The sequence below is a fragment of the Staphylococcus durrellii genome (assembly GCF_015594545.1).
Lineage (GTDB): Bacteria > Bacillota > Bacilli > Staphylococcales > Staphylococcaceae > Staphylococcus > Staphylococcus durrellii.
This window is the reverse complement of record NZ_JADIIO010000001.1, coordinates 1,401,542-1,425,252: the sequence shown is the minus strand read 5'-3', so window position 1 is coordinate 1,425,252 and position 23,711 is coordinate 1,401,542. Positions and strand designations below refer to the sequence as shown.

General features: G+C 32.2%; 23 protein-coding genes. 16 read left to right on the top strand and 7 right to left on the bottom strand.

The window, feature by feature from the left end; translation table 11 throughout:
• Window positions 1-338: 338 nt before the first annotated feature.
• Window positions 339-842: a peptide-methionine (S)-S-oxide reductase MsrA gene (msrA, locus tag ISP02_RS06965; protein WP_195720861.1), complete on the bottom strand. Its 504-nt coding sequence runs from the start codon at window positions 840-842 to the stop codon at window positions 339-341.
• 139 nt (window positions 843-981) lie between these two features.
• Here msrA and ISP02_RS06960 point away from each other — a divergent pair, with 139 nt between their 5' ends.
• Window positions 982-1,959 carry an LCP family protein gene (locus ISP02_RS06960; RefSeq protein ID WP_195720860.1) on the top strand — a complete coding sequence of 326 codons (978 nt, stop codon included), beginning with the start codon at window positions 982-984 and terminating at the stop codon, window positions 1,957-1,959.
• Between the two features lie 69 nt (window positions 1,960-2,028).
• Here the strand turns inward: ISP02_RS06960 and ISP02_RS06955 are convergent, their stop codons facing one another.
• Window positions 2,029-2,214 carry a 2-hydroxymuconate tautomerase gene (locus tag ISP02_RS06955; RefSeq protein WP_195720859.1) on the bottom strand — a complete coding sequence of 62 codons (186 nt, stop codon included), beginning with the start codon at window positions 2,212-2,214 and terminating at the stop codon, window positions 2,029-2,031.
• 237 nt (window positions 2,215-2,451) lie between these two features.
• On the opposite strand from ISP02_RS06955, the gene ISP02_RS06950 reads away from it, so the two are divergent.
• Complete coding sequence (locus ISP02_RS06950; protein WP_195720858.1) at window positions 2,452-3,714, top strand: Y-family DNA polymerase; 1,263 nt, start codon at window positions 2,452-2,454, stop codon at window positions 3,712-3,714.
• 42 nt (window positions 3,715-3,756) lie between these two features.
• Here the strand turns inward: ISP02_RS06950 and ISP02_RS06945 are convergent, their stop codons facing one another.
• Entirely contained in the window at window positions 3,757-4,317 is a 561-nt protein-coding gene (locus tag ISP02_RS06945) for an Ada metal-binding domain-containing protein (RefSeq protein ID WP_195720857.1), read from the bottom strand.
• Window positions 4,318-4,451: 134 nt separating this feature from the next.
• On the opposite strand from ISP02_RS06945, the gene ISP02_RS06940 reads away from it, so the two are divergent.
• Window positions 4,452-4,952: a methylated-DNA--[protein]-cysteine S-methyltransferase gene (locus tag ISP02_RS06940; protein ID WP_328806032.1), complete on the top strand. Its 501-nt coding sequence runs from the start codon at window positions 4,452-4,454 to the stop codon at window positions 4,950-4,952.
• A gap of 86 nt (window positions 4,953-5,038) precedes the next feature.
• Here ISP02_RS06940 and ISP02_RS06935 read toward each other — a convergent pair whose 3' ends face one another.
• Window positions 5,039-6,130 carry a prephenate dehydrogenase gene (locus ISP02_RS06935; RefSeq protein ID WP_195720856.1) on the bottom strand — a complete coding sequence of 364 codons (1,092 nt, stop codon included), beginning with the start codon at window positions 6,128-6,130 and terminating at the stop codon, window positions 5,039-5,041.
• A gap of 131 nt (window positions 6,131-6,261) precedes the next feature.
• Between ISP02_RS06935 and ISP02_RS06930 the strand changes: the two genes are divergently transcribed.
• The 12 genes from ISP02_RS06930 (at window position 6,262) to ISP02_RS06875 (ending at window position 19,672) form a co-directional block, all read left to right on the top strand.
• Window positions 6,262-7,299, top strand: coding sequence for a M42 family metallopeptidase (locus tag ISP02_RS06930; protein WP_195720855.1), 1,038 nt, complete (start codon window positions 6,262-6,264; stop codon window positions 7,297-7,299).
• Window positions 7,300-7,817: 518 nt separating this feature from the next.
• Window positions 7,818-9,224 carry an anthranilate synthase component I gene (locus tag ISP02_RS06925; protein ID WP_195720854.1) on the top strand — a complete coding sequence of 469 codons (1,407 nt, stop codon included), beginning with the start codon at window positions 7,818-7,820 and terminating at the stop codon, window positions 9,222-9,224.
• Window positions 9,221-9,835: an anthranilate synthase component II gene (locus ISP02_RS06920; RefSeq protein WP_195720853.1), complete on the top strand. Its 615-nt coding sequence runs from the start codon at window positions 9,221-9,223 to the stop codon at window positions 9,833-9,835. Before ISP02_RS06925 ends, ISP02_RS06920 begins: the two co-directional genes overlap by 4 nt.
• On the top strand, window positions 9,786-10,799 hold the full coding sequence (trpD, locus tag ISP02_RS06915) for an anthranilate phosphoribosyltransferase (protein WP_195720852.1): 1,014 nt from the start codon (window positions 9,786-9,788) through the stop codon (window positions 10,797-10,799). The genes ISP02_RS06920 and trpD overlap by 50 nt, the downstream gene beginning before the upstream one ends.
• Complete coding sequence (trpC, locus tag ISP02_RS06910) at window positions 10,783-11,565, top strand: indole-3-glycerol phosphate synthase TrpC (protein ID WP_195720851.1); 783 nt, start codon at window positions 10,783-10,785, stop codon at window positions 11,563-11,565. The genes trpD and trpC overlap by 17 nt, the downstream gene beginning before the upstream one ends.
• A complete protein-coding gene (locus tag ISP02_RS06905; RefSeq protein WP_195720850.1) occupies window positions 11,562-12,200 on the top strand; it encodes a phosphoribosylanthranilate isomerase in 639 nt (212 codons plus the stop codon). The genes trpC and ISP02_RS06905 overlap by 4 nt, the downstream gene beginning before the upstream one ends.
• Window positions 12,193-13,401, top strand: a complete 1,209-nt coding sequence (gene trpB / locus ISP02_RS06900) for a tryptophan synthase subunit beta (RefSeq protein WP_195720849.1) — start codon at window positions 12,193-12,195, stop codon at window positions 13,399-13,401. Before ISP02_RS06905 ends, trpB begins: the two co-directional genes overlap by 8 nt.
• The gene (gene trpA / locus ISP02_RS06895) at window positions 13,401-14,129 is read left to right on the top strand and encodes a tryptophan synthase subunit alpha (protein WP_195720848.1); all 729 of its coding nucleotides are present in this window, start codon (window positions 13,401-13,403) and stop codon (window positions 14,127-14,129) included. Before trpB ends, trpA begins: the two co-directional genes overlap by 1 nt.
• 79 nt (window positions 14,130-14,208) lie before the next feature.
• The gene (locus ISP02_RS06890) at window positions 14,209-14,871 is read left to right on the top strand and encodes a type 1 glutamine amidotransferase domain-containing protein (protein WP_195720847.1); all 663 of its coding nucleotides are present in this window, start codon (window positions 14,209-14,211) and stop codon (window positions 14,869-14,871) included.
• A gap of 230 nt (window positions 14,872-15,101) precedes the next feature.
• On the top strand, window positions 15,102-16,364 hold the full coding sequence (locus ISP02_RS06885; protein WP_195720846.1) for an aminoacyltransferase: 1,263 nt from the start codon (window positions 15,102-15,104) through the stop codon (window positions 16,362-16,364).
• A 28-nt stretch (window positions 16,365-16,392) separates the two neighbouring features.
• On the top strand, window positions 16,393-17,652 hold the full coding sequence (locus tag ISP02_RS06880; protein ID WP_195720845.1) for an aminoacyltransferase: 1,260 nt from the start codon (window positions 16,393-16,395) through the stop codon (window positions 17,650-17,652).
• 1,045 nt (window positions 17,653-18,697) lie between these two features.
• A complete protein-coding gene (locus ISP02_RS06875) occupies window positions 18,698-19,672 on the top strand; it encodes a siderophore ABC transporter substrate-binding protein (RefSeq protein WP_195721841.1) in 975 nt (324 codons plus the stop codon).
• A gap of 50 nt (window positions 19,673-19,722) precedes the next feature.
• On the opposite strand, the gene ISP02_RS06870 is transcribed toward ISP02_RS06875, so the two are convergent.
• Complete coding sequence (locus ISP02_RS06870) at window positions 19,723-20,076, bottom strand: hypothetical protein (protein ID WP_195720844.1); 354 nt, start codon at window positions 20,074-20,076, stop codon at window positions 19,723-19,725.
• Between the two features lie 230 nt (window positions 20,077-20,306).
• On the opposite strand from ISP02_RS06870, the gene pepF reads away from it, so the two are divergent.
• Window positions 20,307-22,112: an oligoendopeptidase F gene (gene pepF / locus ISP02_RS06865; protein WP_195720843.1), complete on the top strand. Its 1,806-nt coding sequence runs from the start codon at window positions 20,307-20,309 to the stop codon at window positions 22,110-22,112.
• Window positions 22,113-22,174: 62 nt separating this feature from the next.
• On the opposite strand, the gene phoU is transcribed toward pepF, so the two are convergent.
• Window positions 22,175-22,825: a phosphate signaling complex protein PhoU gene (gene phoU / locus ISP02_RS06860; protein WP_195720842.1), complete on the bottom strand. Its 651-nt coding sequence runs from the start codon at window positions 22,823-22,825 to the stop codon at window positions 22,175-22,177.
• Between the two features lie 6 nt (window positions 22,826-22,831).
• Window positions 22,832-23,707 carry a phosphate ABC transporter ATP-binding protein PstB gene (gene pstB, locus ISP02_RS06855; RefSeq protein WP_195720841.1) on the bottom strand — a complete coding sequence of 292 codons (876 nt, stop codon included), beginning with the start codon at window positions 23,705-23,707 and terminating at the stop codon, window positions 22,832-22,834.
• Between the last annotated feature and the right edge of the window lie 4 nt (window positions 23,708-23,711).

The following is a 23,711-nucleotide window of genomic DNA, read 5'->3' as shown; positions in this document are numbered from 1 at the left end:
AGCATTAAAAGAACCTGAAGACATAAGTAACTCATACTTTTTTAATCGTTTACTTAGTAATGATTGTACAGTTAACGTAATGAGTGCCACTATTAAATTCAACTATAACAAACTAACTTATACTATAAAATAATCTATTTAAACTAACTATATGAAGTATACAAATCCATTTGAAAGGTCAATGGTAGTAAGCATTTTCGATTCTGTGTTTAAAGATTCTATGTTGCATAGTTATATTTTATTATTGAGTAGTTGATTATATATTTTTGCGTAGAATTTAAATTATTTTATCAATAAAAAAGTAGCCAATTTAATCTTTGGCTACTTTAAATAATTATTTAATCGTAATATTTTTGGCGTTGTTGTTGTTCTTCAGCATAGCGTTTTGGATTTTTTTTATAAAAGTCTTGATGATAGTCTTCCGCTTCATAAAATGGCGTGGCTGGCAAAATTTTAGTAGCAATAGCCTTATCTTTGTCTATAGTATGCTTCATTTGTTCTACATATGCTTCAGCCTGTTGTTGTTGATGATCATTTGTATAAAAGATAGCAGTTTGATATTGAGAACCTCTATCCTGAAATTGACCGCCATCGTCAGTTGGGTCAATTACCGAGAAAAAGATTTCCAATAATTTATTATAGGAAAATAATGCGACATCGTACTCTATTTCTACAGTCTCATAATGACCAGTATTGCCTGTTTTTACTTGTTCATAAGTTGGATTTTCAACATGACCACCCATGTACCCCGAAGTTACTTTTTCAATTCCTTCAAATGTATCAAAAGGTTTTACCATGCACCAAAAGCAACCCCCGGCGAAATACGCCTTATTTATATTCATGTTTAACATCCTTTCGTATTGGTCCTAAGTCTGATTTATTTAGAAAGTACTTGATTTTTACACAAAATTTATATAACTTTAATATATATTAATTATAGTACATAGATTCGTAATTTTGAAGATATAAGGTTGATAATATATGAGCGAAGATAAGCATAAGACAGAGATAAGCAATGAAGAAACATCGCACACGCCTCCACCAAGGCGCACAAAAAAGAAAATAAGAAAATTACCTTTTATTATTATAATTGTTGTAATTGCCTTTGCCATTTTAATTGGTTATGCAGTACACGGTTATAATTCTGGAATTCAATATGCCAAAAATCATGGTAAAACATTGAAGAAACATAAATTTAACGGTGCTTCCAAAAATGATGGCAAGATTACAATCATGGTACTTGGTGCAGATAAAGAACAAGGTGGTATTTCTAGAACTGACTCTATTATGATTGCACAATACGATTATATTCATAAAAAGATGAAGATGATGTCTGTTATGCGTGACATTTACGCAGATATTCCTGGTCATGGTAAGCATAAGATTAACTCAGCTTATTCTATTGGCGGTCCAGAATTATTGAGGCAAACATTGAAAAAGAACTTAGATATCGATCCAGAATATTATGCGATTCTAGATTTTACTGGTTTCGAAAAAATGATTGATGAACTAGAACCTAATGGTGTACCTATTGATGTTGAAAAAAATATGTCGGCTAACATTGGTGTGTCATTGAAAAAAGGTGAGCATAAATTAAATGGTAAGGAATTACTTGGTTATGCTCGTTTTAGACACGATGCTGAAGGTGACTTTGGTCGTGTACGACGTCAACAGCAAGTTATGCAGACGTTGAAGAAGCAATTAGTTAGTCCTGGTACGTTACCTAAACTGCCAAAAGTGGCTGGTATTCTAAGAGGTTACTTGAATACGAATATGCCTGATTCTGCTTTAATTCAATCAGGTATGAATTTTGGTTTACGTGGTGATAAAGATGTAGAATCTAAGACACTACCTCTTCAAAATACGTATCAAGATTATCAATCTCCAACGGATGGCAGTGCGTTACAAATAGATAAAGCAACGAATAAAAAAGCAGCGAAAAAATTTTTAGATAATTAAAACAAACCCGAGTTACAGTACTTACGACTGTAACTCGGGTTTTTCAATTATATGTAGCATACAGAAAGATTATTGATCTGACTTTCTGACGCCAGCGACGCCATAGTGCGCTGATTTCATTTCCTCGATAATGACATGAATAGCATTTTTGTCTGCACCTGTCGTTTTTTCTACGGCATTAGTTACTTCTGATACTAAATCTTTAAGCTGTTCATCAGAACGGCCTTCTAATAATTTTACGTTTACAATTGGCATTTAAAAGCCTCCTTTTATTGAGTTGAACAAAGTATAGCACGAAATAGTTTAGAACTTAATATAAAAAATAAGCACAATATTGAATAACGCTTCACATCTATATTATGAGGGTCATTTTATAAAATGACCCTCATAATAATTAACTTTAATTTGTTAGTAAAATCTCATTTGATTTATTGAAGGAAATATTTTATAATTTAACCGAACACACGTTCTGTTTTATGGGAGGTTAGTTATATGTATGATTATAATTTGTTAGAAGAAAGAGATGTTTTATGCGTTGACCAAAAGAGTTTTTTTGCGAGTGTATCATGTCTTCAAAAAGGATTGGATCCACTTGAAACTAAGTTAGCAGTCGTCGCTGATACAAAACGTCAAGGATCAGTTGTTTTAGCGGCTACACCTGCATTAAAGGCATTAGGTATTAAAACAGGGTCAAGGTTGTTTGAAATTCCACATCGCAATGATATTTATATTATTAACCCAAGTATGAGAAAGTATTTAGAAGTCTCGGTGAAAATATCTCAAATTGCATTACGTTATGTACCACCTGAAGATTTACACCAATATAGTATTGATGAGTTTTTTATAGATGTCACCGATAGTTATCATAGATTTAGTACGACGATACATTCATTTTGTGAAAGATTACAGAAGGAAATTAAGGCGGAGACAGGTATTGATTGTACAATTGGCGTAGGTTCGAACGTTTTACTAAGCAAGGTAGCAATGGATGTTGAGGCAAAACACACTGAGGATAAAATAGCAGAATGGCGCTATCAAGATGTTCCGGATAAATTGTGGCCGATACAACCACTAAGCGAATTTTGGGGGATAAATAAACGAACTGAAAAGAAATTAAATAAAAGAGGTATTTTTTCAATCGGAGAGTTAGCTAATACTCCTTATCAATATTTAAAGAGAGATTTAGGGATTATAGGCGTTGATTTACACTTGCATGCGAATGGTATTGACCATAGTAAAATTAGAGAAAAATATAAGTCTTGTAATCCGTCAATTTGTAAGAGTCAGATTTTGATGCGCGATTATAAATATGATGAAACGAAAGTAGTTATGAAAGAATTGATAGAAGATGTAGCAAGCCGTGTAAGAGCACGCAATCAATTGGCACGGACAATTCATTTTTCATTTGGTTATAGTGGCGATGGTGGTGTAAGTAAGCAATATACATTAGGTACGCCGACAAACTTAGAAAATGATATTATTGACGTCGTCGAAAAATTTGCAAATGATCTATGTGATAAATCAGCGTTGTACCGTACCTTGAGCATTTCTCTAACAAATTTTGTAGATGAGCGAAATAGACAATTAGATTTATTTATTGATGAATACGAACGTAGAAGAACTGAAAATTTAGCTAAAACAGTCGATCGTTTGCATAATAAATACGGTAAAGGCATTGTTTCAAGGGCAGTATCATATACTGATGCTGGAACTAAACACGGCCGTTTAGGCCTTATGGCTGGTCATAAGATGTAATAACGATAAATATGGCAAGTTCGAGTCATGCACGTGGCAATTTTAGAATGTCGGAAGTTGTTGACGATATTTATGAGGCGTTATTTGAAAGTGAAGTTTAAATTTTTTGATAAATTGAGAGGATGATTTATAACCAATGGCTAGCGCAATATTATCTAAACTAAGTGTTTGATCTAACAATAATTTTTTAGCTTCAGCAGTTCTAGTAAGGTGGAGATAATCTATTATTGTCATCCCCTCTACCTCTTTAAATATTCTAGATAAATGGTATATAGAACCATGACAATGGCTAGCGATACTTTGCAACGTCAAAGTTTCTTGATAGTAATGTGCAATGTAATTTTTGATTTGTATACACCATTCTTCTTTGTCCGTAAATTGTCCGGTTGGATTGCATTTTTTGCAAGGTCTATAGCCAGCTATCATAGCATCAATATAGTTACTAAATAATGTTACATTTTTTTTAGCGGCCAGTTTAGCTGTACATGATGGCTTACAGAAAATCAACGTAGAGTTAACTGCATAGATAAATTGATCATCGGCATTTCTATTATTATTTTTAATGTCATCCCATCTTGTTTGTGTAAGATTAAGTTTGCCCATAGTATCACCTCACAAAAATTGTAACATAAAAAATAGTCTAATCTTGCTCTTTAATTGCTAAAGTTATTGATATTGATGAGTTTTGAAACTAATAATGTTAATATTTAGTAACTATAGAGAGGGGAGAGGATCGGGTGAAGAAATTTTACACTGCGAAAATGTACTTTAATAGCAATTTCATAAAAATTTACGCGACAGAACGTGGTTTAAGTTTTATTAGTACCAAAGACGAAAAAGATGAATTAAGCCAATTTTTTCAGGAAGAAGTAAACGTCGAAGAAGACGAAGCGTATTTAACAACTTACTTACGAGAATTAAGGCAATATTTTAATGGTACAAGGGAAGCGTTCGATTTAAGGTTGGATATGGATTATTCCTACACTAAGTTTCAACAACAAGTATGGGCAGAATTGTTAAACATTCCTTATGGAGAAACTAGAACATATAGTGAGATTGCAGAATCGATAGGCAAACCAAGTGCAGTTAGAGCCGTATCCACAGCAATTGCTAAAAATCCTTTATTGGTTATCATACCATGCCATCGCGTTATAGGGGCAGATGGTCAATTACGCGGTTATAGAGGCGGCAATGAAATGAAGAAAAGATTGCTTTCATTTGAAAGTGCTAAAAAATAAAAGAGACTGAGATATCTAAAAGATATCTCAGTCTCGAATAACGACGAAATCATTTAAGCCCATTTAATTATTAATGAGATGCGTTCTTAAGCGATATAAGTGTCAAATTCGCTTAAAGCTTCTGCGCCTTTCTTTCTATCTTCGGGGCTTTTAAAACTCACACGTAATGCGCCATAAATATCTTCGCGAACTTCTAATATTCTAATGTTGCTTATAGAAATATTATGTAAACTTAAGATACTTGTAACTTGGCTTATCATACCCGGTTTATCTGGAATATCAACATATAAATCATACTCGATAGATAGCGCACCCTGTGATTTAAGGGGTAATTCATCTCTGTATAATTTTGCATCATTAAAGAAATCATATAAAGCTGCTGGATTATCTTGTTCTATCAGCGCAATAATGCTAGACATTTGATTTGTCCATTCTTTCATTAGTTTAAGAATCGTTGCTTTATTTTCTATCGTAATGTCACGCCACATAACCGGATTACTACTAGCAATTCTAGTAATATCGCGGAAACCACCAGCTGCTAAAGTTTTAACCAAAGTCGAATCGGAAATATGATTGGCATTTAAGTGAACTAAAGAAGATGCGATAATGTGTGGCACATGGCTTACAATTCCAGTAACAAAATCATGTTCTTCAGCATTAGTAGAAATAAATTTAGCGTCTGTCGTAGACAATAATTGTTGAATTGTCGTTGCCGCTTCATCGTTTGCCGCTTCATTGTGCACTAAAATATAAAAAGCATTTTCAAATAAATGCTTTTTAGCATTTAAAACGCCAGATTTATGACTACCAGCCATAGGATGTCCACTTATTAAATGAATATGATGTTCTAATAAATATGTTTCATATTGTTGAATTGTCGATTTGGTACTGCCTGTATCAGTTACAATAACGCCGTGTTTAGTATTAAAATTGGGTAATTCTTGTAAATATTTAATTGTTTGTTGGACGGGTGTTGCATAAATAATAATATCAGCTTGTTCTACACTGGCTTGATAATCGGTAGCTTGATGGTCGATAATGCCAATAGATAATGCTTTATCTAATTGAGAAGTATCTGCATCAAAAGCTGAAATCTCAATATCGTTATGGTAGTAACGTAAATTGCTAGCTAAGCTACCACCAATAAGGCCTAATCCTACAAAAAGTATGTGTTTCATAATGTCGAAGCACCTCTATCTAAGTTTTCAGAATAATAATAGTGTATAGTAGCAGCTTTGAATATGCAATATGTATCAATTTAATCGTTAAAAAGTTAAAATAAAACTATAAATAAAGGGGGATATGTGAAATGACGAATTCAATTTTTGAAACTATATCACAATTAACTCGAATTAATAGTCCATCGGGGAACGCACAAGATGCGATCGAGTATGTTGCTACACACGCACAAGAACTAGGCTATGAAACCAAAATAACGAATAAAGGCGCGTTAATTATTACGGTAAATGGTAATGATAAGCACAACCAACGTTGTATCACGGCGCATGTTGACACATTAGGTGCCATGGTCAAAGAGATAAAAGAGGATGGCAGATTAGCATTAAGTTTGATAGGCGGATTCCATTTTAATGCTATCGAAGGCGAATATTGTGAAATAGAAACGAGTTCTGGCCAAACATATACCGGTACTATATGTTTACATGAGACGAGTGTACACGTATATAGCAATAATAATGAAATCCCAAGAGACGCAGAACATATGGAAGTGCGTCTAGACGAAAAGGTTAATACTACTGCAGACACAGAAGATTTAGGAATAGCAGTGGGGGATTTTGTATGTTTTGATCCACGTACAGTCGTTACGAAATCAGGCTATATTAAATCGCGTCATTTAGACGATAAAGCTAGTGTAGCTATGATAATGGAGTTGTTAACGAAACTTAAAAATGAAAACATTACATTGCCACACACGACACAATTCTATATTTCAAATAATGAGGAAATTGGCTATGGTGCTAATGCATCAATAGCCGATGAAATTGTTGAATATATCGCCTTTGATATGGGAGCATTAGGTGACGGCCAAACTTCAGATGAATATACGGTATCAATTTGTGCTAAAGATAGTTCAGGTCCTTATCATAAAGATTTACGTGAACATCTTGTTAATTTATGTAAAATAAACGACATACCTTACAAAGTGGACATTTATCCATACTATAATTCAGATGCATCAGCAGCGTTAAGAGCAGGCGCAAATATTAAACACGGTTTATTTGGGGCAGGCATAGAATCTTCCCATGCAATGGAACGCACACACATAGAATCATTAGAAGCTACAGCTCAATTATTGTACGCATATTGTCTATCGCCGATAAAGAAATAATAGATTTATAATTGACAAATAAAAATAATCGGTTTATCATGCTAGTTAATTACATTTATAGTAAGATATTTAGAAGAAATGAGTAGCACATAAATTTGTAGTACAAAGAAAGCTAATGGCTGATGGAAATTAGCACAACTTATGTGACGAATTGGGCTTTTAAATGCAACTTCATAAATTAAAGTAAACAATTATTGTTAACTAAGGTGGCACCACGGTAACGCGTCCTTACAGAAATGCGTTTGTTGTGGTGTCTTTTTATATTAATAAATAAAAATTAAAAATAAGTAATAAGCAGACAAAATGAAGTAGATTATATCGAGTAGCTTTCAGAAAGTTAGTGGTTGATGGAAACTAACACTCATATGATTCGAAATTGGGTTTTGTTGAAGTACAGTTGAATATTGATGATGAGAGAGTTTGAGATTTATAGTCTCAAACTAATACAGGTGGCACCGCGCGTCAGCGTCCTTACGAAAGTTAAGGATGTTGGCGTTTTTTATTAGGAGGGAAAGATAATGCAAATCAAATTTAAAAAGTTAAACGCAGAAGTTACGCCGGAAGCTTTTGCCCGTTTAAGAGACAAAAAAATTATCTTAGAGAGTGCAGATCAATCACAACTTAAAGGTCGTTATTCATTTGTGATTTTCGATACTTATGGTTCATTAACTTTAGATAATGACACACTGAATATTCAAACTAAAGATAATAAAGTAGTGGAAAATGAACAACCATACGCAAAAATGAAAGACTATATAGATCAATATAAAGCAGACGTTGAAGATGAAGAGTTACAAGATATTCCATTTGTTTCTGGCTTTGTTGGCTCTTGTAGTTTTGACTTAGTAAGACACGAATTCCCAATTTTACAACAAATCGCATTGCAAGATCACCAACAACACGATGCTCATTTTTACATGGTAGAAGATGTATACATTTTTGATCATTATAAAGAATATTTATATGTAGTAGCATCCAATCTATTTTCAAACCGTAGTGCGGATGAAATGGAAGAAAATATAAATCATAGAATTGCTGAATTAAAAGAATTATCAATTTATCCTGAAACAATAAATTTTGAACAACAAGATAAAACAATCGAAACTAACATGACTGAACAATCTTTTAAGGATACCGTTGCTTATTTAAAAACATTAATTCAACAAGGCGATATGTTCCAAGTTGTACCATCGATTATTTACAGTTACAAACATCATTTTGAGCATCAGTTACAAAGGCTAGCATATCAAATGTATCAAAAGCTAAAACGTCAAAACCCTAGTCCTTATATGTATTTCATTAATATGGAAGATCCAATTATTGTAGGAAGTTCTCCTGAAAGCTTTGTTAAGGTACACGGAGATACAGTGATTACAAATCCTATAGCTGGAACAATTAAACGTGGAGCGACGAAGGAGGAAGACGTTGAAAATGAACAGTTATTAATAAAAGATGAAAAAGAATTAAGTGAACATAGTATGTTAGTAGATTTAGGTAGAAATGATATTCATAGAGTGAGCTTAGCAGGTACTTCAGAAATAAGAAAATTAATGGCAATTGAACGTTATGAACATGTTATGCATATCGTCAGTGAAGTGACGGGGAAATTAAAAGATAACTATTCACCAATGTCAGTTGTCGCAAGCTTACTACCAACCGGTACAGTATCGGGAGCACCAAAATTAAGAGCAATACAAAGAATATACGAAGTACAACCAGAAAAAAGAGGAGTATATAGTGGTGGTATTGGTTATATTAACTGCAATCACGATTTAGATTTTGCGTTAGCTATTAGAACAATGATGATTGATGACGAATATGTTAATGTTCAAGCAGGTTGTGGTGTCGTTTATGATTCAACGCCAGACAAAGAATTAGCAGAAACTAAATTAAAAGCAAAAAGTTTATTGGAGGTATCGCCATGATTTTAGTAGTTGATAATTATGATTCTTTTACTTATAACTTAGTTGATATTATAGCAAAACAAAATGAAGTCATCGTGAAATACCCTGATGACGCAGATGTTTATAACTTAAATGTAACAGCAGTGATTATTTCACCAGGGCCAGGACATCCACTAGATAATAACCACTTATTAAATATTATAGAACATTATAAATACAAACCCATTTTGGGCGTTTGTTTAGGGGCACAAGCATTAACGTGCTATTACGGGGGAAAGGTTATTCAAGGCGAAGAAATAAAACATGGAAAAGTTGATCGCATGAAAATCATTAAAAATACTAACTTATATGCCGGAGTGTCAGAATATTCTAATATTATGCGTTACCATTCATTAGTGAGTGACCCACAATCTTTACCAAGCGAATTAATCATTACAGGTGAAACACCGGATTGTATACAGTCATTTGAACATCGTACAAATAAACATTATGGCATCCAATACCATCCCGAATCATTTGCTTCGGTATTTGGTGAAGATATTATTAAAAACTTCTTAACTATAGCAGGGGAGGTCAACCGAGATGAAACTATTAACAAAACTACAACAGCAACACCCGCTAAATCAAAATGAAATGACTAATTTTATTCAATTACTAATTGCTGATGATACTTCTAACGAGAAAAAGTTAGAGATGTTACAACGTTTTTCTGCTAGGGAATTCACACAAAGTGAGCTTACTTTTATCTCGAGAAGTTTAATAGATAGTATGTATGACAATCAACCTCAATATGAAGGTAGCATATGTGTATGTGGTACCGGAGGAGATAGATCTAATAGTTTTAATATATCTACTACAGTATCTTTTGTTGTTGCAAGTGCTGGTGTACCAGTAATTAAACATGGTAATAAAAGCGTCACTTCATCTTCTGGTAGTACAGACTTGCTAAATGCGATGAATATTAAAACACAAAGTGTCGACGAGACAGCAAATTATATAGATAAAAAAGGATTAGCATTTCTAAGTGCGACGGAAACGTATCCGATTATGAAAAATATTCAACCCATTAGAAAAATGATTGCGATGCCAACAATTTTTAATATAACAGGCCCGTTGATAAATCCATTTAAATTAGATTATCAAGTAATGGGTGTCTATGACGCCACGAAACTTGATAAGATTGCGCAAACCTTAGCGGATTTAGGAAGAAAAAGAGCAATCGTCTTACACGGTGCAAATGGTATGGATGAAGCTACATTATCAGGAGATAATATTATTTATGAAATCACAGAGGGTATGATTAAAAATTATACATTAAATGCTCAAGATTTAGATTTAGACTATGCAGAAAATGAACAACTAACAGGTGGAAATGCTGAAGAAAATTTAGCCATTACGATTGATATATTAAATAATAAAGATCAATCAGCTAAAAGAGATGTAGTGGTGTTGAATGCAGGTATTGCACTATATGTATCTGAGCAGGTTGAAAGTATAAAAGCAGGTGTAGAAAAAGCGAACGAATTAATTAACAGTGGTGCGGCACTTGAACAATATAAAAAAATGGGAGGCCAATTACATGACTATTCTAGATGAAATTGTAGATTACAAGAAGGAACTATTAGCAAATGGCTATTATGAAAAGAAATTAACGGAACTTAAAGATATAGATGTATCTTCAAAACAAACTTTCAAAGAAAGCATGGATAATTCAGATGAATTAGTTGTTATTTCAGAAATTAAATCTAAGAGTCCATCATTACCAGAATTACCGGCTAAAGATTTGGCGAAACAAGTAAAAGACTATGAGGCAAATGGCGCAAATGCTGTATCTATTTTAACTGATGAAAAATATTTTGGTGGCAGTTATGAAAGGCTACAAAGTTTAACGACACAAACAAAACTTCCTGTTTTATGTAAAGATTTTGTCGTCGATCCTATTCAAATCGACGTAGCGAAAAAAGCAGGAGCCTCTATTATATTATTAATCGTCAATGTGTTAACAGATGAACAGTTAAGAGAACTTTACAATTATGCACAGTCTTTAAACTTAGAAGCGTTAGTTGAAGTGCATGATAAAGAGGAATTAACACGAGCTTATAAACTAGACCCTGAGATAATTGGCGTGAACAATCGTGATCTAAAACGATTTGTAACAGACGTTCAACATACTAATGATATTTTAAAAGAGCGTAAAGATGGTTACTATTACATTTCTGAAAGTGGTATTCACACTGTAGAAGATGTTAAATCTGTCGTCGGTTCTAAAATCGACGGCTTACTAATTGGCGAATCATTGATGAAAAGTGATAATCTTAGCGAATTTTTACCAAGTTTAAAATTGAAAAAGGTTAAAGCATGAAATTAAAATTTTGTGGTTTTAAAACATTGGAGGATGTACAACGAGCTCAAAATTTAAATTGTGATGCACTTGGTTTTATTCATTATTCAAAAAGTAAACGTTTCGTCACTGTAGAAGAAATACGTCAATTGTCACAGCATGTGCCTAATGACAAAGAAGCTGTAGTTATTTTAGTTAATCCAAATATTGAACAAATTAATGATTTGGTAGCTGAAACTTCAATGACTACTATTCAATTACATGGAATGGAATCATTAGATTTAATTAAGAAAGTACGTACTTTACATCCACATTTAAAAATTATTAAAGCGTTACCTGCAAAAGATGAAGCGATTTTACTAGAAAATTTAGCATTATATAACGCGTATGTAGATTTGTTCATCATTGATACACCTTCAGAAAATTACGGCGGGACAGGAAAGCATTTTAATTGGAATAAACTACGTAATATTAAAAATTACAACTTTTTAATAGCGGGTGGAATAAATTACGATAACATTAAAAAAATTGAAAAATTACAGCTGAATCATAGCGGTTATGATATTGCTAGTGGTATAGAGACAAATAACTACAAAGATCTAGCAAAAATGCAAGATATTATTGACTTAGTAAAAGCGAGGGATAACAATGAATAAAAATATACAAACAGAAGTAGATGAATTTGGCTTTTTCGGTGAATACGGTGGCCAGTATGTCCCAGAAACGCTAATGCCTGCAATTATTGAATTAAAACAAGCCTATAAAGAAGCGAAAGAAGACCCATCATTCCAAGAAGAACTGGACTATTATTTAAAAGATTACGTTGGAAGAGAAACACCATTAACTTATGCAGATGCTTATACTAAAGAACTAGGTGGTGCAAAGATTTACTTGAAGCGTGAAGATTTAAATCATACAGGTGCGCATAAAATAAATAATGCGTTAGGACAAGCATTACTAGCTAAACGTATGGGAAAGAAAAAACTAGTAGCTGAAACAGGTGCCGGTCAACATGGTGTAGCAAGTGCCACAGTTGCTGCATTGTTTGACATGGAATTGGTTGTATTTATGGGGAAAGAAGATATTCAAAGACAATCACTTAATGTTTTCCGTATGGAATTACTCGGTGCCAAAGTTGAATCAGTAGAAGAAGGGCAAGGAACATTGTCTGATGCGGTAAATAAAGCATTACAGTATTGGGTGAGTCATGTAGATGATACACATTACCTTTTAGGATCTGCATTAGGCCCAGATCCATTTCCAACGATGGTAAGAGATTTCCAAAGTGTTATTGGTAATGAAATTAAAGAACAAATTAATGCTGTCGAAGGTCGTTTGCCAGACGCGATAGTTGCGTGTGTTGGTGGTGGTTCAAATGCAATTGGTACATTCTATCCATTTATAAATGATGATGTGAAGTTATACGGTGTTGAAGCAGCTGGTGAAGGTGAAGACACTGATAAACATGCACTAGCTATTAATAAAGGAACAGCTGGTGTCTTACATGGTACGAAAATGTATTTAATACAAGATGATAACGGGCAAATTCAGCTTGCACATTCTATATCTGCCGGCTTAGATTATCCGGGTGTTGGACCAGAACATTCATATTATCAAGATATTGGTAGAGTACAATATCCAACAGCTAGTGATGTAGAAGCGATGGATGCTTTAGTTAAATTTACTAAATTAGAAGGTATCATTCCTGCTATAGAAAGTGCACATGCTTTAAGTTATGTGGAGAAACTTGCGCCGCAAATGGATAAAGATGAAGTTCTCGTAGTTACTGTGTCTGGTCGTGGTGATAAAGATATGGAAACGATAAGAAAGTATATGCAAGAGAGAGGTGAAGCTTAATGTCAAAACTATTTATACCTTATGTAATGGGGAACAAGAAGTTTATTCAAAATGTTAAAACATTAAGTGAATCAGGCGCAGACATAATAGAAATAGGAATACCTTTTTCAGATCCTGTCGCAGATGGTCCCGTTATTATGGAAGCTGGAAATAAGGCAATACAAGAAGGCATGAATATTCAAATTATTTTGGATGAGTTAACAAAACATCAAAAAGAGATAGATAGTAAGTATGTGTTAATGACTTACTATAATATTATTAATCATTATGGTGAAGATGCATTCTTTGAAGCTTGTGAGCGTGCAGGCGTTTACGGTTTAATTATTCCAGACTTACCTTATGAATTAGTTGAACAAATTAAAGCAAGACAACAAAATAGTTTAGTCAAAGTTATTTCTTTAGTAGCAATGACGACTGCCGACGACAGAATTAATAAAATTGCAGAGACAGCTGAAGGCTTTATATATACAGTAACGATGAATGCGACAACAGGAGAAAATGGAAAATTCCACCCGCAGTTAAAAGAAAAAATCGAACGTCTTAAAGATATAGCGCAAGTTCCAGTCGTCGCTGGATTTGGTATAAGAACGCCTGAGCATGTTACAGACATTATAGAAGCAGCTGACGGAGTGGTTATCGGTAGTGAAATCGTAAGACGTTTTGAAAATGATAGTCACGACGATATGGTGAAATATTTACAAAGTATACGTAATACGTTAGACCAATAAGCATAATATTTTATTAATTAGTATATGCACTGTACAATTAAGAACCATAAACATATGTCAATTATAGAGGTGACTTAATTTGAGTAAAAAAGTATTATTCGTACTAACAAGTAGAAGCCATTATGATGATGGTTCTCAAACAGGTCTTTGGTTAGAAGAAGCTAGCGTTCCTTATGAGGTGCTTACTGAAGCAGGTATTGATGTAGACTTAGTATCTATCGAAGGCGGTTCTGTACCAATAGATGATAATTCTACTCAAAACGATGAACTAAATAAATATGCAAGCTTTGTAGATAAATTAAAAGATGTACCAAGTATAGAAGCCATTAAAGTAGAAGATTATGATGCTATATATTTACCTGGGGGTCATGGTACAGTATTCGACTACGGTCATAATCAAGCCTTGGCATCATTAATTGCTGATTTTAAAGATCAAGATAAATATATTTCTTCAGTGTGTCACGGACCAAGCGCATTTGTAGGAGCTAAAGACAACGATGGTAACTTTATTATCAATGGTGTTACACTTACTTCATTTACAGATGAAGAAGAAAGAGCAATGGGTCTTGAAGATAAAGTGCCATTCTTAACGCAAACTGAACTTGAAAAACAAGGAGCGAAATTTATCACAAAAGATAATTTCGTTTCTCACGTGGAAGAAGATGGTTTATTTATCACAGGTCAAAATCCTCAATCAAGTGAAGCATTAGGTGAAGCACTAAGAGATGCATTACAAAAATAATAAGTTTTATGAGAGTTGGATTTTTGAATCCAGCTCTTTTTGTTTGTTAAGCTTATATAAATGGTATAATAAATTTAGTCAATGTACATTACATATATAGATTGAAAAATTGGAATTAGTTCAGTGAAAATTCGGGGTATTAATTTAGTTTTATTTATTAATATTGTATAATAAATAAGATTTAAAAGAATCACTTAGATGAATTAATGATGAATTAGGAGTAAACAAATATGAAATTTACTAATTTAACGTCAACTGAGTTTGGCGCGTTTGCAGATAAAATGAATAATAGCCACTTTACACAAATGGTGGGTAATTATGAGCTTAAAATCGCTGAAGGCACAGAAACACATTTAGTTGGTGTTAAAAATAATGATAATGAAGTTATCGCTGCATGTTTATTAACAGCGGTACCAGTAATGAAATTTTTCAAATATTTTTATTCAAACCGTGGACCGGTAATAGATTTTGAGAACAAAGAGTTGGTACATTATTTCTTTAATGAACTTGATAAATACTTAAAGAAAAATAATGCGCTATACTTTAGAGTAGACCCATATTTACCATACCAGTATTTAAATCATGATGGCGAATTTATAGAAAATGCTGGCAATGACTGGATCTTTGATAAATTTAAACAGTTGGGCTACAAGCATCAAGGATTTATGACGGGATTTGATCCAGTTATTCAAATACGATTCCATTCTGTATTGAACTTAAAAAATAAAACAGCCAAAGATGTTTTAAATGACATGGATAGCTTACGTAAACGAAATACCAAAAAAGTACAAAAAAATGGTGTTAAAGTAAGATTCTTAGGCGAAGATGAACTGCCAATTTTCCGTTCATTTATGGAAGACACTTCTGAGTCTAAGGATTTCTTTGATAGAGAAGATGAATTCTACTACAACCGTTTGAGACATTATAGAGACCGTGTATTAGTACCATTAGCTTACATAGATTTTGATGACTATATTACTGAACTTCAATCAGAAGGAAATGTTTTAGAAAAAGATTTGAACAAAGCATTAAAAGATATAGAGAAACGACCTGACAACAAAAAATCTTATAACAAAAAAGAAAATTTAGAACAACAATTACAAGCAAATGAGCAAAAGATTGAAGAGGCAAGAACGCTTCAAGATAAACACGGTAACGAGTTACCAATTTCGGCTGCTTTCTTTATAGTCAATCCATTTGAAGTTGTTTATTATGCAGGTGGTACATCAAACGATTTTAGACATTTTGCCGGAAGTTATGCGATACAATGGAAAATGATTAACTATGCTTTAGAACATGGTATTGATCGTTACAATTTCTATGGTATTAGTGGTAACTTTACTGAAGATGCCGAAGATGCCGGAGTAGTTAAATTTAAAAAAGGTTTTAATGCTGATGTAGTTGAATATGTGGGTGATTTTATTAAACCTATCAATAAACCTATGTATAAAATATATACTACATTAAAAAAATTAAAAGATAGAAACAAGTAAACACTAATTAGAAGGGAACTAAGCTAGTATGAAATTTACAGAGTTAACTGTTAAAGAATACGACAATTTTGTACAAAATCCATCTTTAGAAAGCCATTACTTTCAAGTTAAGGAAAGTATTGCTACTAGAGAAGAAGATGGATTCCAAGTTGTCCTATTAGGCTTAAAAGATGATAATAATCAAGTTATCGCGGCTAGTCTTTTCTCAAAAATCCCAACTATGGGTAGCTATGTTTATTATTCAAATCGTGGTCCAGTAATGGACTATAGAGATTTAGGTTTAGTAGATTATTATTTACGTGAACTAGATAAATATTTACAGCATCATAACTGTCTATACGTCAAAATGGACCCTTATTGGATCTACCAAATTTATGATAAAGATATTAATTCACTATCAAAACAAATAAATAATGACGCGTTAGTTAACTTATTCAAAGCGCATGGCTACGAACATCATGGTTTTACAACTCAATACGATACGTCTAGTCAAGTACGTTGGATGGGTGTACTTAATTTAGATGGCGAAACACCAGCTTCATTGAAAAAGCAATTTGATAGTCAGAGAAAACGCAATATTAATAAAGCGATTAATAATGGTATCAAAGTAAGATTTTTAGATAGAGATGAATTCCATATATTCTTAGAACTTTATAGAGAAACTGAAGAACGTGCTGGATTTGTGTCAAAAACTGACGATTATTTTTATAATTTCATCGATAATTATGGCGATAAAGCCCTTGTACCACTAGCTTATATTGATTTAGACGAAAATATTAATAGTATCCAATCTGCACTTACTGAAAAAGAAAATCGTCGTGATCAAATGATGGAAAAAGAGCAAAAATCTGACAAACAATTGAAAAAAATTGCAGAGTTAGATAGACAAATTGAACATGACAAAAAAGAATTGCTACAAAATAGTGAATTAAGACAAACTGATGGTTCTGTATTAAATCTGGCTTCTGGTGTATTCTTTGCAAATGCCTATGAGGTTAACTATTTCTCAGGGGGTTCATCGGAAAAATATAATCGTTTTATGGGACCCTATATGATGCATTGGTTTATGATAAACTATTGCTTTGATCATGGTTACGATCGTTATAATTTCTACGGATTATCAGGAGACTTCACTGAAAACAGTGAAGATTATGGTGTATACAGATTTAAGCGTGGCTTTAATGTTCAAATAGAAGAGCTGATTGGAGACTTCTACAAACCAATTAAGAAAACGAAATACAAGTTATTTAATACGTTAAACAACATCCGTAAAAAATTAAATAGATAAGTAAACTGTAAAAGCACTCACTATTTAGTGGGTGTTTTTATAGTTACCGATAAATATGTTATGTAAACTATTATAAAACTTTAATTAATTTATAGTTGAAGTGACGATAATAATATTATGTTAACCTTATATTGTTTTAGCAAATAAATTCGGTTGTTTAAGGATATAATGAATGCTATATATTATTTCGATAGTCAAAGTATATTAAATAGTAAATTTGTTATACGATGGTTATGCATTATAGTTCTACTAAATTAAGGTCATAAACAATAATTTTATGTAATTCAAACTTTAGTTTATATTTTAATATTTAGGACGCTGAGATTTTGATTTCTGAGCATTTAGAATTATTATTATGGATACTTGTACAGCTGAGTTGCAAATATGTGGCTTATATAAATGACAAATAAATATCTAAGCACATAAATCATGATATGAGTTATTTCCTTAAGTAAACATAATTTATAATAACTGTACGTTAGTTAGATGATATTAACTTAATGCAGAATGTGCTAATAGATAACTGGAGAATAATGATTAAATTAATTGTACAAATTATAGAAGTTTATAATTCATTTAATAATGCCGTTATTTTGATAAATGAATAGCTACTCAATTTTAAATTTTAATTTAGTTTACATAATATATATTATAGGAAGTTATATCTGAAGTGTAATTAGTGTGCTCATTAGCACTCTTTCTCATAGTTATAATATTATTAGTTTTAACTACCAAACTTAAATAGTTTTTATTTTGATCATTATTCAAGTGTTTCACTGTTTATGTAATGATTTATTAGCTAATTTTCAGCAAATATTTAACTATAACTTGCTGAACATCTATGTTTTATCTTATTTTAAATCACCAATTATTACTGTTGTGTTTATCTAGGTATTTAACTGTAATATGGATATTATTGTTCATTTAATCAATCACTATGTTATTTAAGATGTATTGATAACTATTATCAATTACAGTATACTTCTTTTTAGAGGAGGAGTATTAATTGAAGAAAAATATAGGGTTCGTTATTTTTGCAGTTGCTATGATGTTAGTTATCGCTGGATGCGGCAATGAGCAACAGTCAACAAAACATCAAAAAGAAAAAACTGTAAGCATTAAACATACATATGAATTTAAGGAGAAGAATAAGGATCATAATCGTGGCACTATAAAATCTGAAACCACTGACGTTCCTATTAATCCTAAAAGAGTTGCTGTAATGGATTATGGTGCGTTAGATACCATGAAATTACTGCACTTAGAAAATCATGTCGTCGCAATATCTAAAGGACAAAATAGTTCTTTTTTGCCAAAGAATTTAAAAGAGTTTAAGGATGATAAATATATTAATTTAGGTAATCCAGGCCGTCCTAAATATGATAATTTAGCTAAAGCTAAACCTGAAGTGATTTTTGCATCATTTAGACAAGCAAAATCCTCAACACTAGATGAAATGAAGAAGGCAGCACCAAATGCTAAAATTATTTTTGTTAGCCCCCACTATGATAATTATATTCAATCTGTTAAAGACAATGCCTTAATTGTAGGCAAAATTTTTAACAAAGAAAATACAATTAAGAAAATGAATAACAAATTAGACGATAAAGTATCAAAAACTAAAAGAGTTATAAACAAGGATAAGGTTTTATTTTTAAATGTCGATGACCAATCTATCAAAGCTTTTGGTTCTTCAGGAAGATTCGGTGGATTTTTAAATGAAAGTTTAGGAATTAAACATGCAGATCCAAATATGCAATCGAACTCAAGTGGTGCTGTTGTTTCATACGAATATTTAGTCAAAAAAAACCCAGATAAAATATTTGTTATTAATAGAGGGAAAAATGCCACTTCGGATGTAGTACCAGAAACATTAAAAAATCCAGTTATTAAAGATGTTAAAGCAGTAAAAAATAATCAAATCACCTTATTTGAAGCTAATAAATGGTTCTTTAATGAAGGTGGTATTGACGCAACAATGAGTCAATTAAATGACGTAGAAAAAGCGTTTAAGCAATAAAATAAAGCATTACAGACTACTCTTTAGTTCTGTAATGCTTTATTTTAATTTTATTTATTGTGTCGAGTATAATCTTCAACTTCGTCTTTAGGAATACCCCCACGTTTTCTAATTTCTTTGTTTAGTCGTTTTGCTTTGCGTTTTTTACGCCAATCTCGTGTGAAGTACCATATTAAGAAACTAACAATTAAACAAACAATGGCTAGAAATGCAGCATAGCCTAATAACGGTTGATAATCAATCTTTTTGAAATTTGGAATTAAAAATGCAGCAATACCTAAGACTACAAATGTTATTACAGCGGGCGTAAACCATTTATTTAGTACTAAATTACAAAATACTGTTAGTAACAATGCAGCAACTATAGTAACCCAAAGAAAATTTGGCATATCAAATATACTCATATAATTGCTCCTTACATTTAATTTTTAAAATTTTACATGACTCTATACTATATTAAATAACCTTTGTTGTAAAAGAACCTTAGTAATATTATTTGTATAAATGTGTTATCTGTTGTTTTTTGATTATTTATTTAAGTAGCATCTATGTTAAATGCTAATGTTGTATTTTCGTTAATATGTTGATGTATAATATTATTAAAGATGAATAAGTTTAAGGGGAGGAATTATTAATGAGTAACACACTATCGTTCAGAAAAGACGTCCCAAATAATCAAAAATGGGATATTACAGACGTTTTTACATCTGATGAAGCTTTTTATGCTACCGTTGATGAAACTTTACAACAAGCTATAAAGTTTAAAGGACAGTTTGAAAATCAATTAATTGATCCAAAAGTAATAGAAAATGCACTTGATGTTTATTCACAAATATTAATTCAAGTTGATCGTATGGCAAATTATGCCGAATTGCGTTTGAGTGTTGACACGTCAGACGAAACTGCACAAACATTAAGTGCAAAATTTAATACAACATTCGGTAAGATAATTAGTAAATTGTCTTTTGTTGAATCTGAAATACTGCAACTTACTGAAGAGTCATTAAGTGATTTTAATAAAAAAACGAAGTATCCACACTTCATTACTAAATTAAAAAATCGACAGCCGTATCAATTAGACCCTAAAGTAGAAGAAACGTTAGCGAGTCTCTCTCCTACTTTCGAAGCGCCATTTGAATTATACGGTATCACTAAAATGCTTGATATTCCATTCGAATCATTCGAACATAATGGCACAACTTACCCATTAGATTACGCAACTTTCGAAAATGAATACGAAGATAATGATGATTCTAACTTTAGACAAAAAAGTTTTGAAGCCTTTAGTAATGCGTTGAAAAAATATCAACATACCACTGCAGCAACATATAATATGAAAGTTCAACAAGAAAAAATAGAAGCAGATCTCCGTGGTTATGATTCAGTAATTGATTATTTGTTGCAAGAACAAGATGTTACAAGAGAAATGTATGATCGCCAAATTGATGTAATAATGAGCGAGCTTGCACCTATCATGCAAAAATATGCGAAATTGCTTAAAAGAGTACATGGTTTAGAAGTAATGCGATTTGAAGATCTTAAAATTTCCGTTGATCCAAGCTATGAACCTGATATTTCTATTGAAGATTCTAAAGAATATATTTATGGTGCACTTGGTATTTTGGGCGATGATTATTTAAAAATGCTAGAAACTGCATACCAAGATAAATGGATTGATTTTGCACAAAATAAAGGTAAAGATACTGGTGCATATTGCGCGAGTCCTTACTTCACACATAGTTATGTCTTTATTTCATGGACTGGTAAAATGGCAGAAACATTCGTTTTGGCTCATGAATTAGGACATGCCGGTCATTTCACATTAGCTCAAAAACATCAAAATTATTTAGAATCGAAAGCATCAATGTACTTTGTTGAAGCCCCTTCTACGATGAATGAAATGTTAATGTCGAACTATCTATTAAAAAATAGTAATGATAATCGCTTTAAACGTTGGGTTATTGGTTCAATGATTTCTAGAACTTACTATCATAATATGGTAACGCATTTATTAGAGGCTGCTTATCAAAGAGAGGTTTATAAACGTGTTGATAATGGTGAATCACTTACTGCCCCAGTGTTAAATCAAATTATGCGTAATGTTTACGGTGAATTCTTTGGAGATGCTGTGAAGTTAACTGAAGGTGCAGAATTAACTTGGATGAGACAACCACATTACTATATGGGTCTTTATTCTTACACTTATTCTGCTGGTTTAACTATTGGAACAGTAATGGCTCAGCGTATTAAAAATGAAGGACAACCTGCAGTTGATGCTTGGTTAGAAACATTGAAAGCTGGAGGTAGTAAATCTCCTATTGAACTCGCTAGTACGGCAGGCATTGATATTAGCACAGATCAACCTTTACGCTCTACTATTAATTATATTGGAGAATTAGTAGATGAACTAGAAACATTAACAGACGAGTTAGAGTCATAATAAATAAAATAAAGCCTGTAATAGTTTAAGAATGGCTGTTACAGGCTTTTTATGTTGATAATTCAGTCGTGATTTGTTTCATATCGTTCGCCGGTATGGAAATAATAAATATTCTCGGCAATATTACCAATATGATCGCCAATGCGTTCCAAATAGCGTGCTGCCAAATGAGCTTGTCCAGCTACAAAAGGATCATTATCTATCAGATAAGTTGTATTAACAATATTTCTATACAAATCGTCGATATCAGAATCACGATCTATAATTTCACAAATTAATGTAATGTTTTTATTTTTAACTGCTTGATTCAAATCTTCAATCATTAGTAAAGCTAATTTTCCCATAGTTTTTAAACGTGTAAGTACATATGGATCAGTAAACTGTGTTCTGAGTCTTATTTCAGCAATATTCATAGCGTTATCGCCTATTCTCTCGAAATCCGAAGCGATTTTAAGTGAAGCAATCATTAATCTCAAATCAGCTGCTATAGGTTGTTGTCGTGTAATTAGCATGATAACTTTTTCATTAATTTCAGTTTCTAAATTGTTAATATCTTCATCTTTACCAATAGTTTGTCTTGCGTAATTTCTATTCGTTTCGCTTAATGATTGTAATGCATACGTTATATTACGATAGACAAGTAAACCCAACCGACGTAAATCTTTACTTAAATCTTGAAGTTGAGATTCGTATTTATTTCTGATAATTGTCATTATAAATTAACCGAATCTTCCAGAAATATAGTCTTCTGTTTTTTTATCAGCTGGATTCGAGAAGATTTTGGCAGTCTTGTCATACTCGTTTACGTAACCATTAAGGAAGAAAGCTGTATTGTCTGAAATACGTGCAGCTTGTTGCATATTGTGTGTAACGATAATGATAGAGTATTGTTCTTTTAAATCTTGAATTAATTCTTCAATTTTTAAAGTGGAAATAGGATCTAATGCTGACGTTGGTTCATCCATAAGAATAACGTCCGGTTCTATAGCCAAAGTTCTTGCAATACATACACGTTGCTGTTGACCACCAGATAAACTGTAAGCATTAGTATTTAACTTGTCTTTTAATTCATCCCAAATCGCCGCACCGCGTAATGATTTTTCTACGATTTCATCTAATACTTTCTTATTTTTAATGCCATGAATTTTAGGGCCATACGTAATATTATCGTAAATTGATTTCGGAAATGGATTTGGTTGCTGGAAGACCATGCCTACATTTGTTCTTAATTTTTCTACAGACTGTTTAGTATCAAAAATATTATTATCTCGATACAATATTTTTCCTGCAGTCTTAACAGATGGGACAAGTTCTACCATTCGATTTAAAGCTTTAATATAAGTTGATTTACCACAACCTGAGGGTCCAATGATTGCAGTTACATTATTTTCTAAAATATCTAAATTGATGTTTTTTAAAGCGTGATGCTCGCCATACCATAAATCTAGATTTTTAGTAGAGTAAACAATTTTGTTGTCTGCGTTGTTGGATGTTATTTTATTGCTTTGAATCTCAGGTTTAGTGTTTAACTTATTTTGTTGAGACGCATGTTCAGTTAGTATATTATTTTCATTTATTTTAGTATTGTTAGTCATTGTT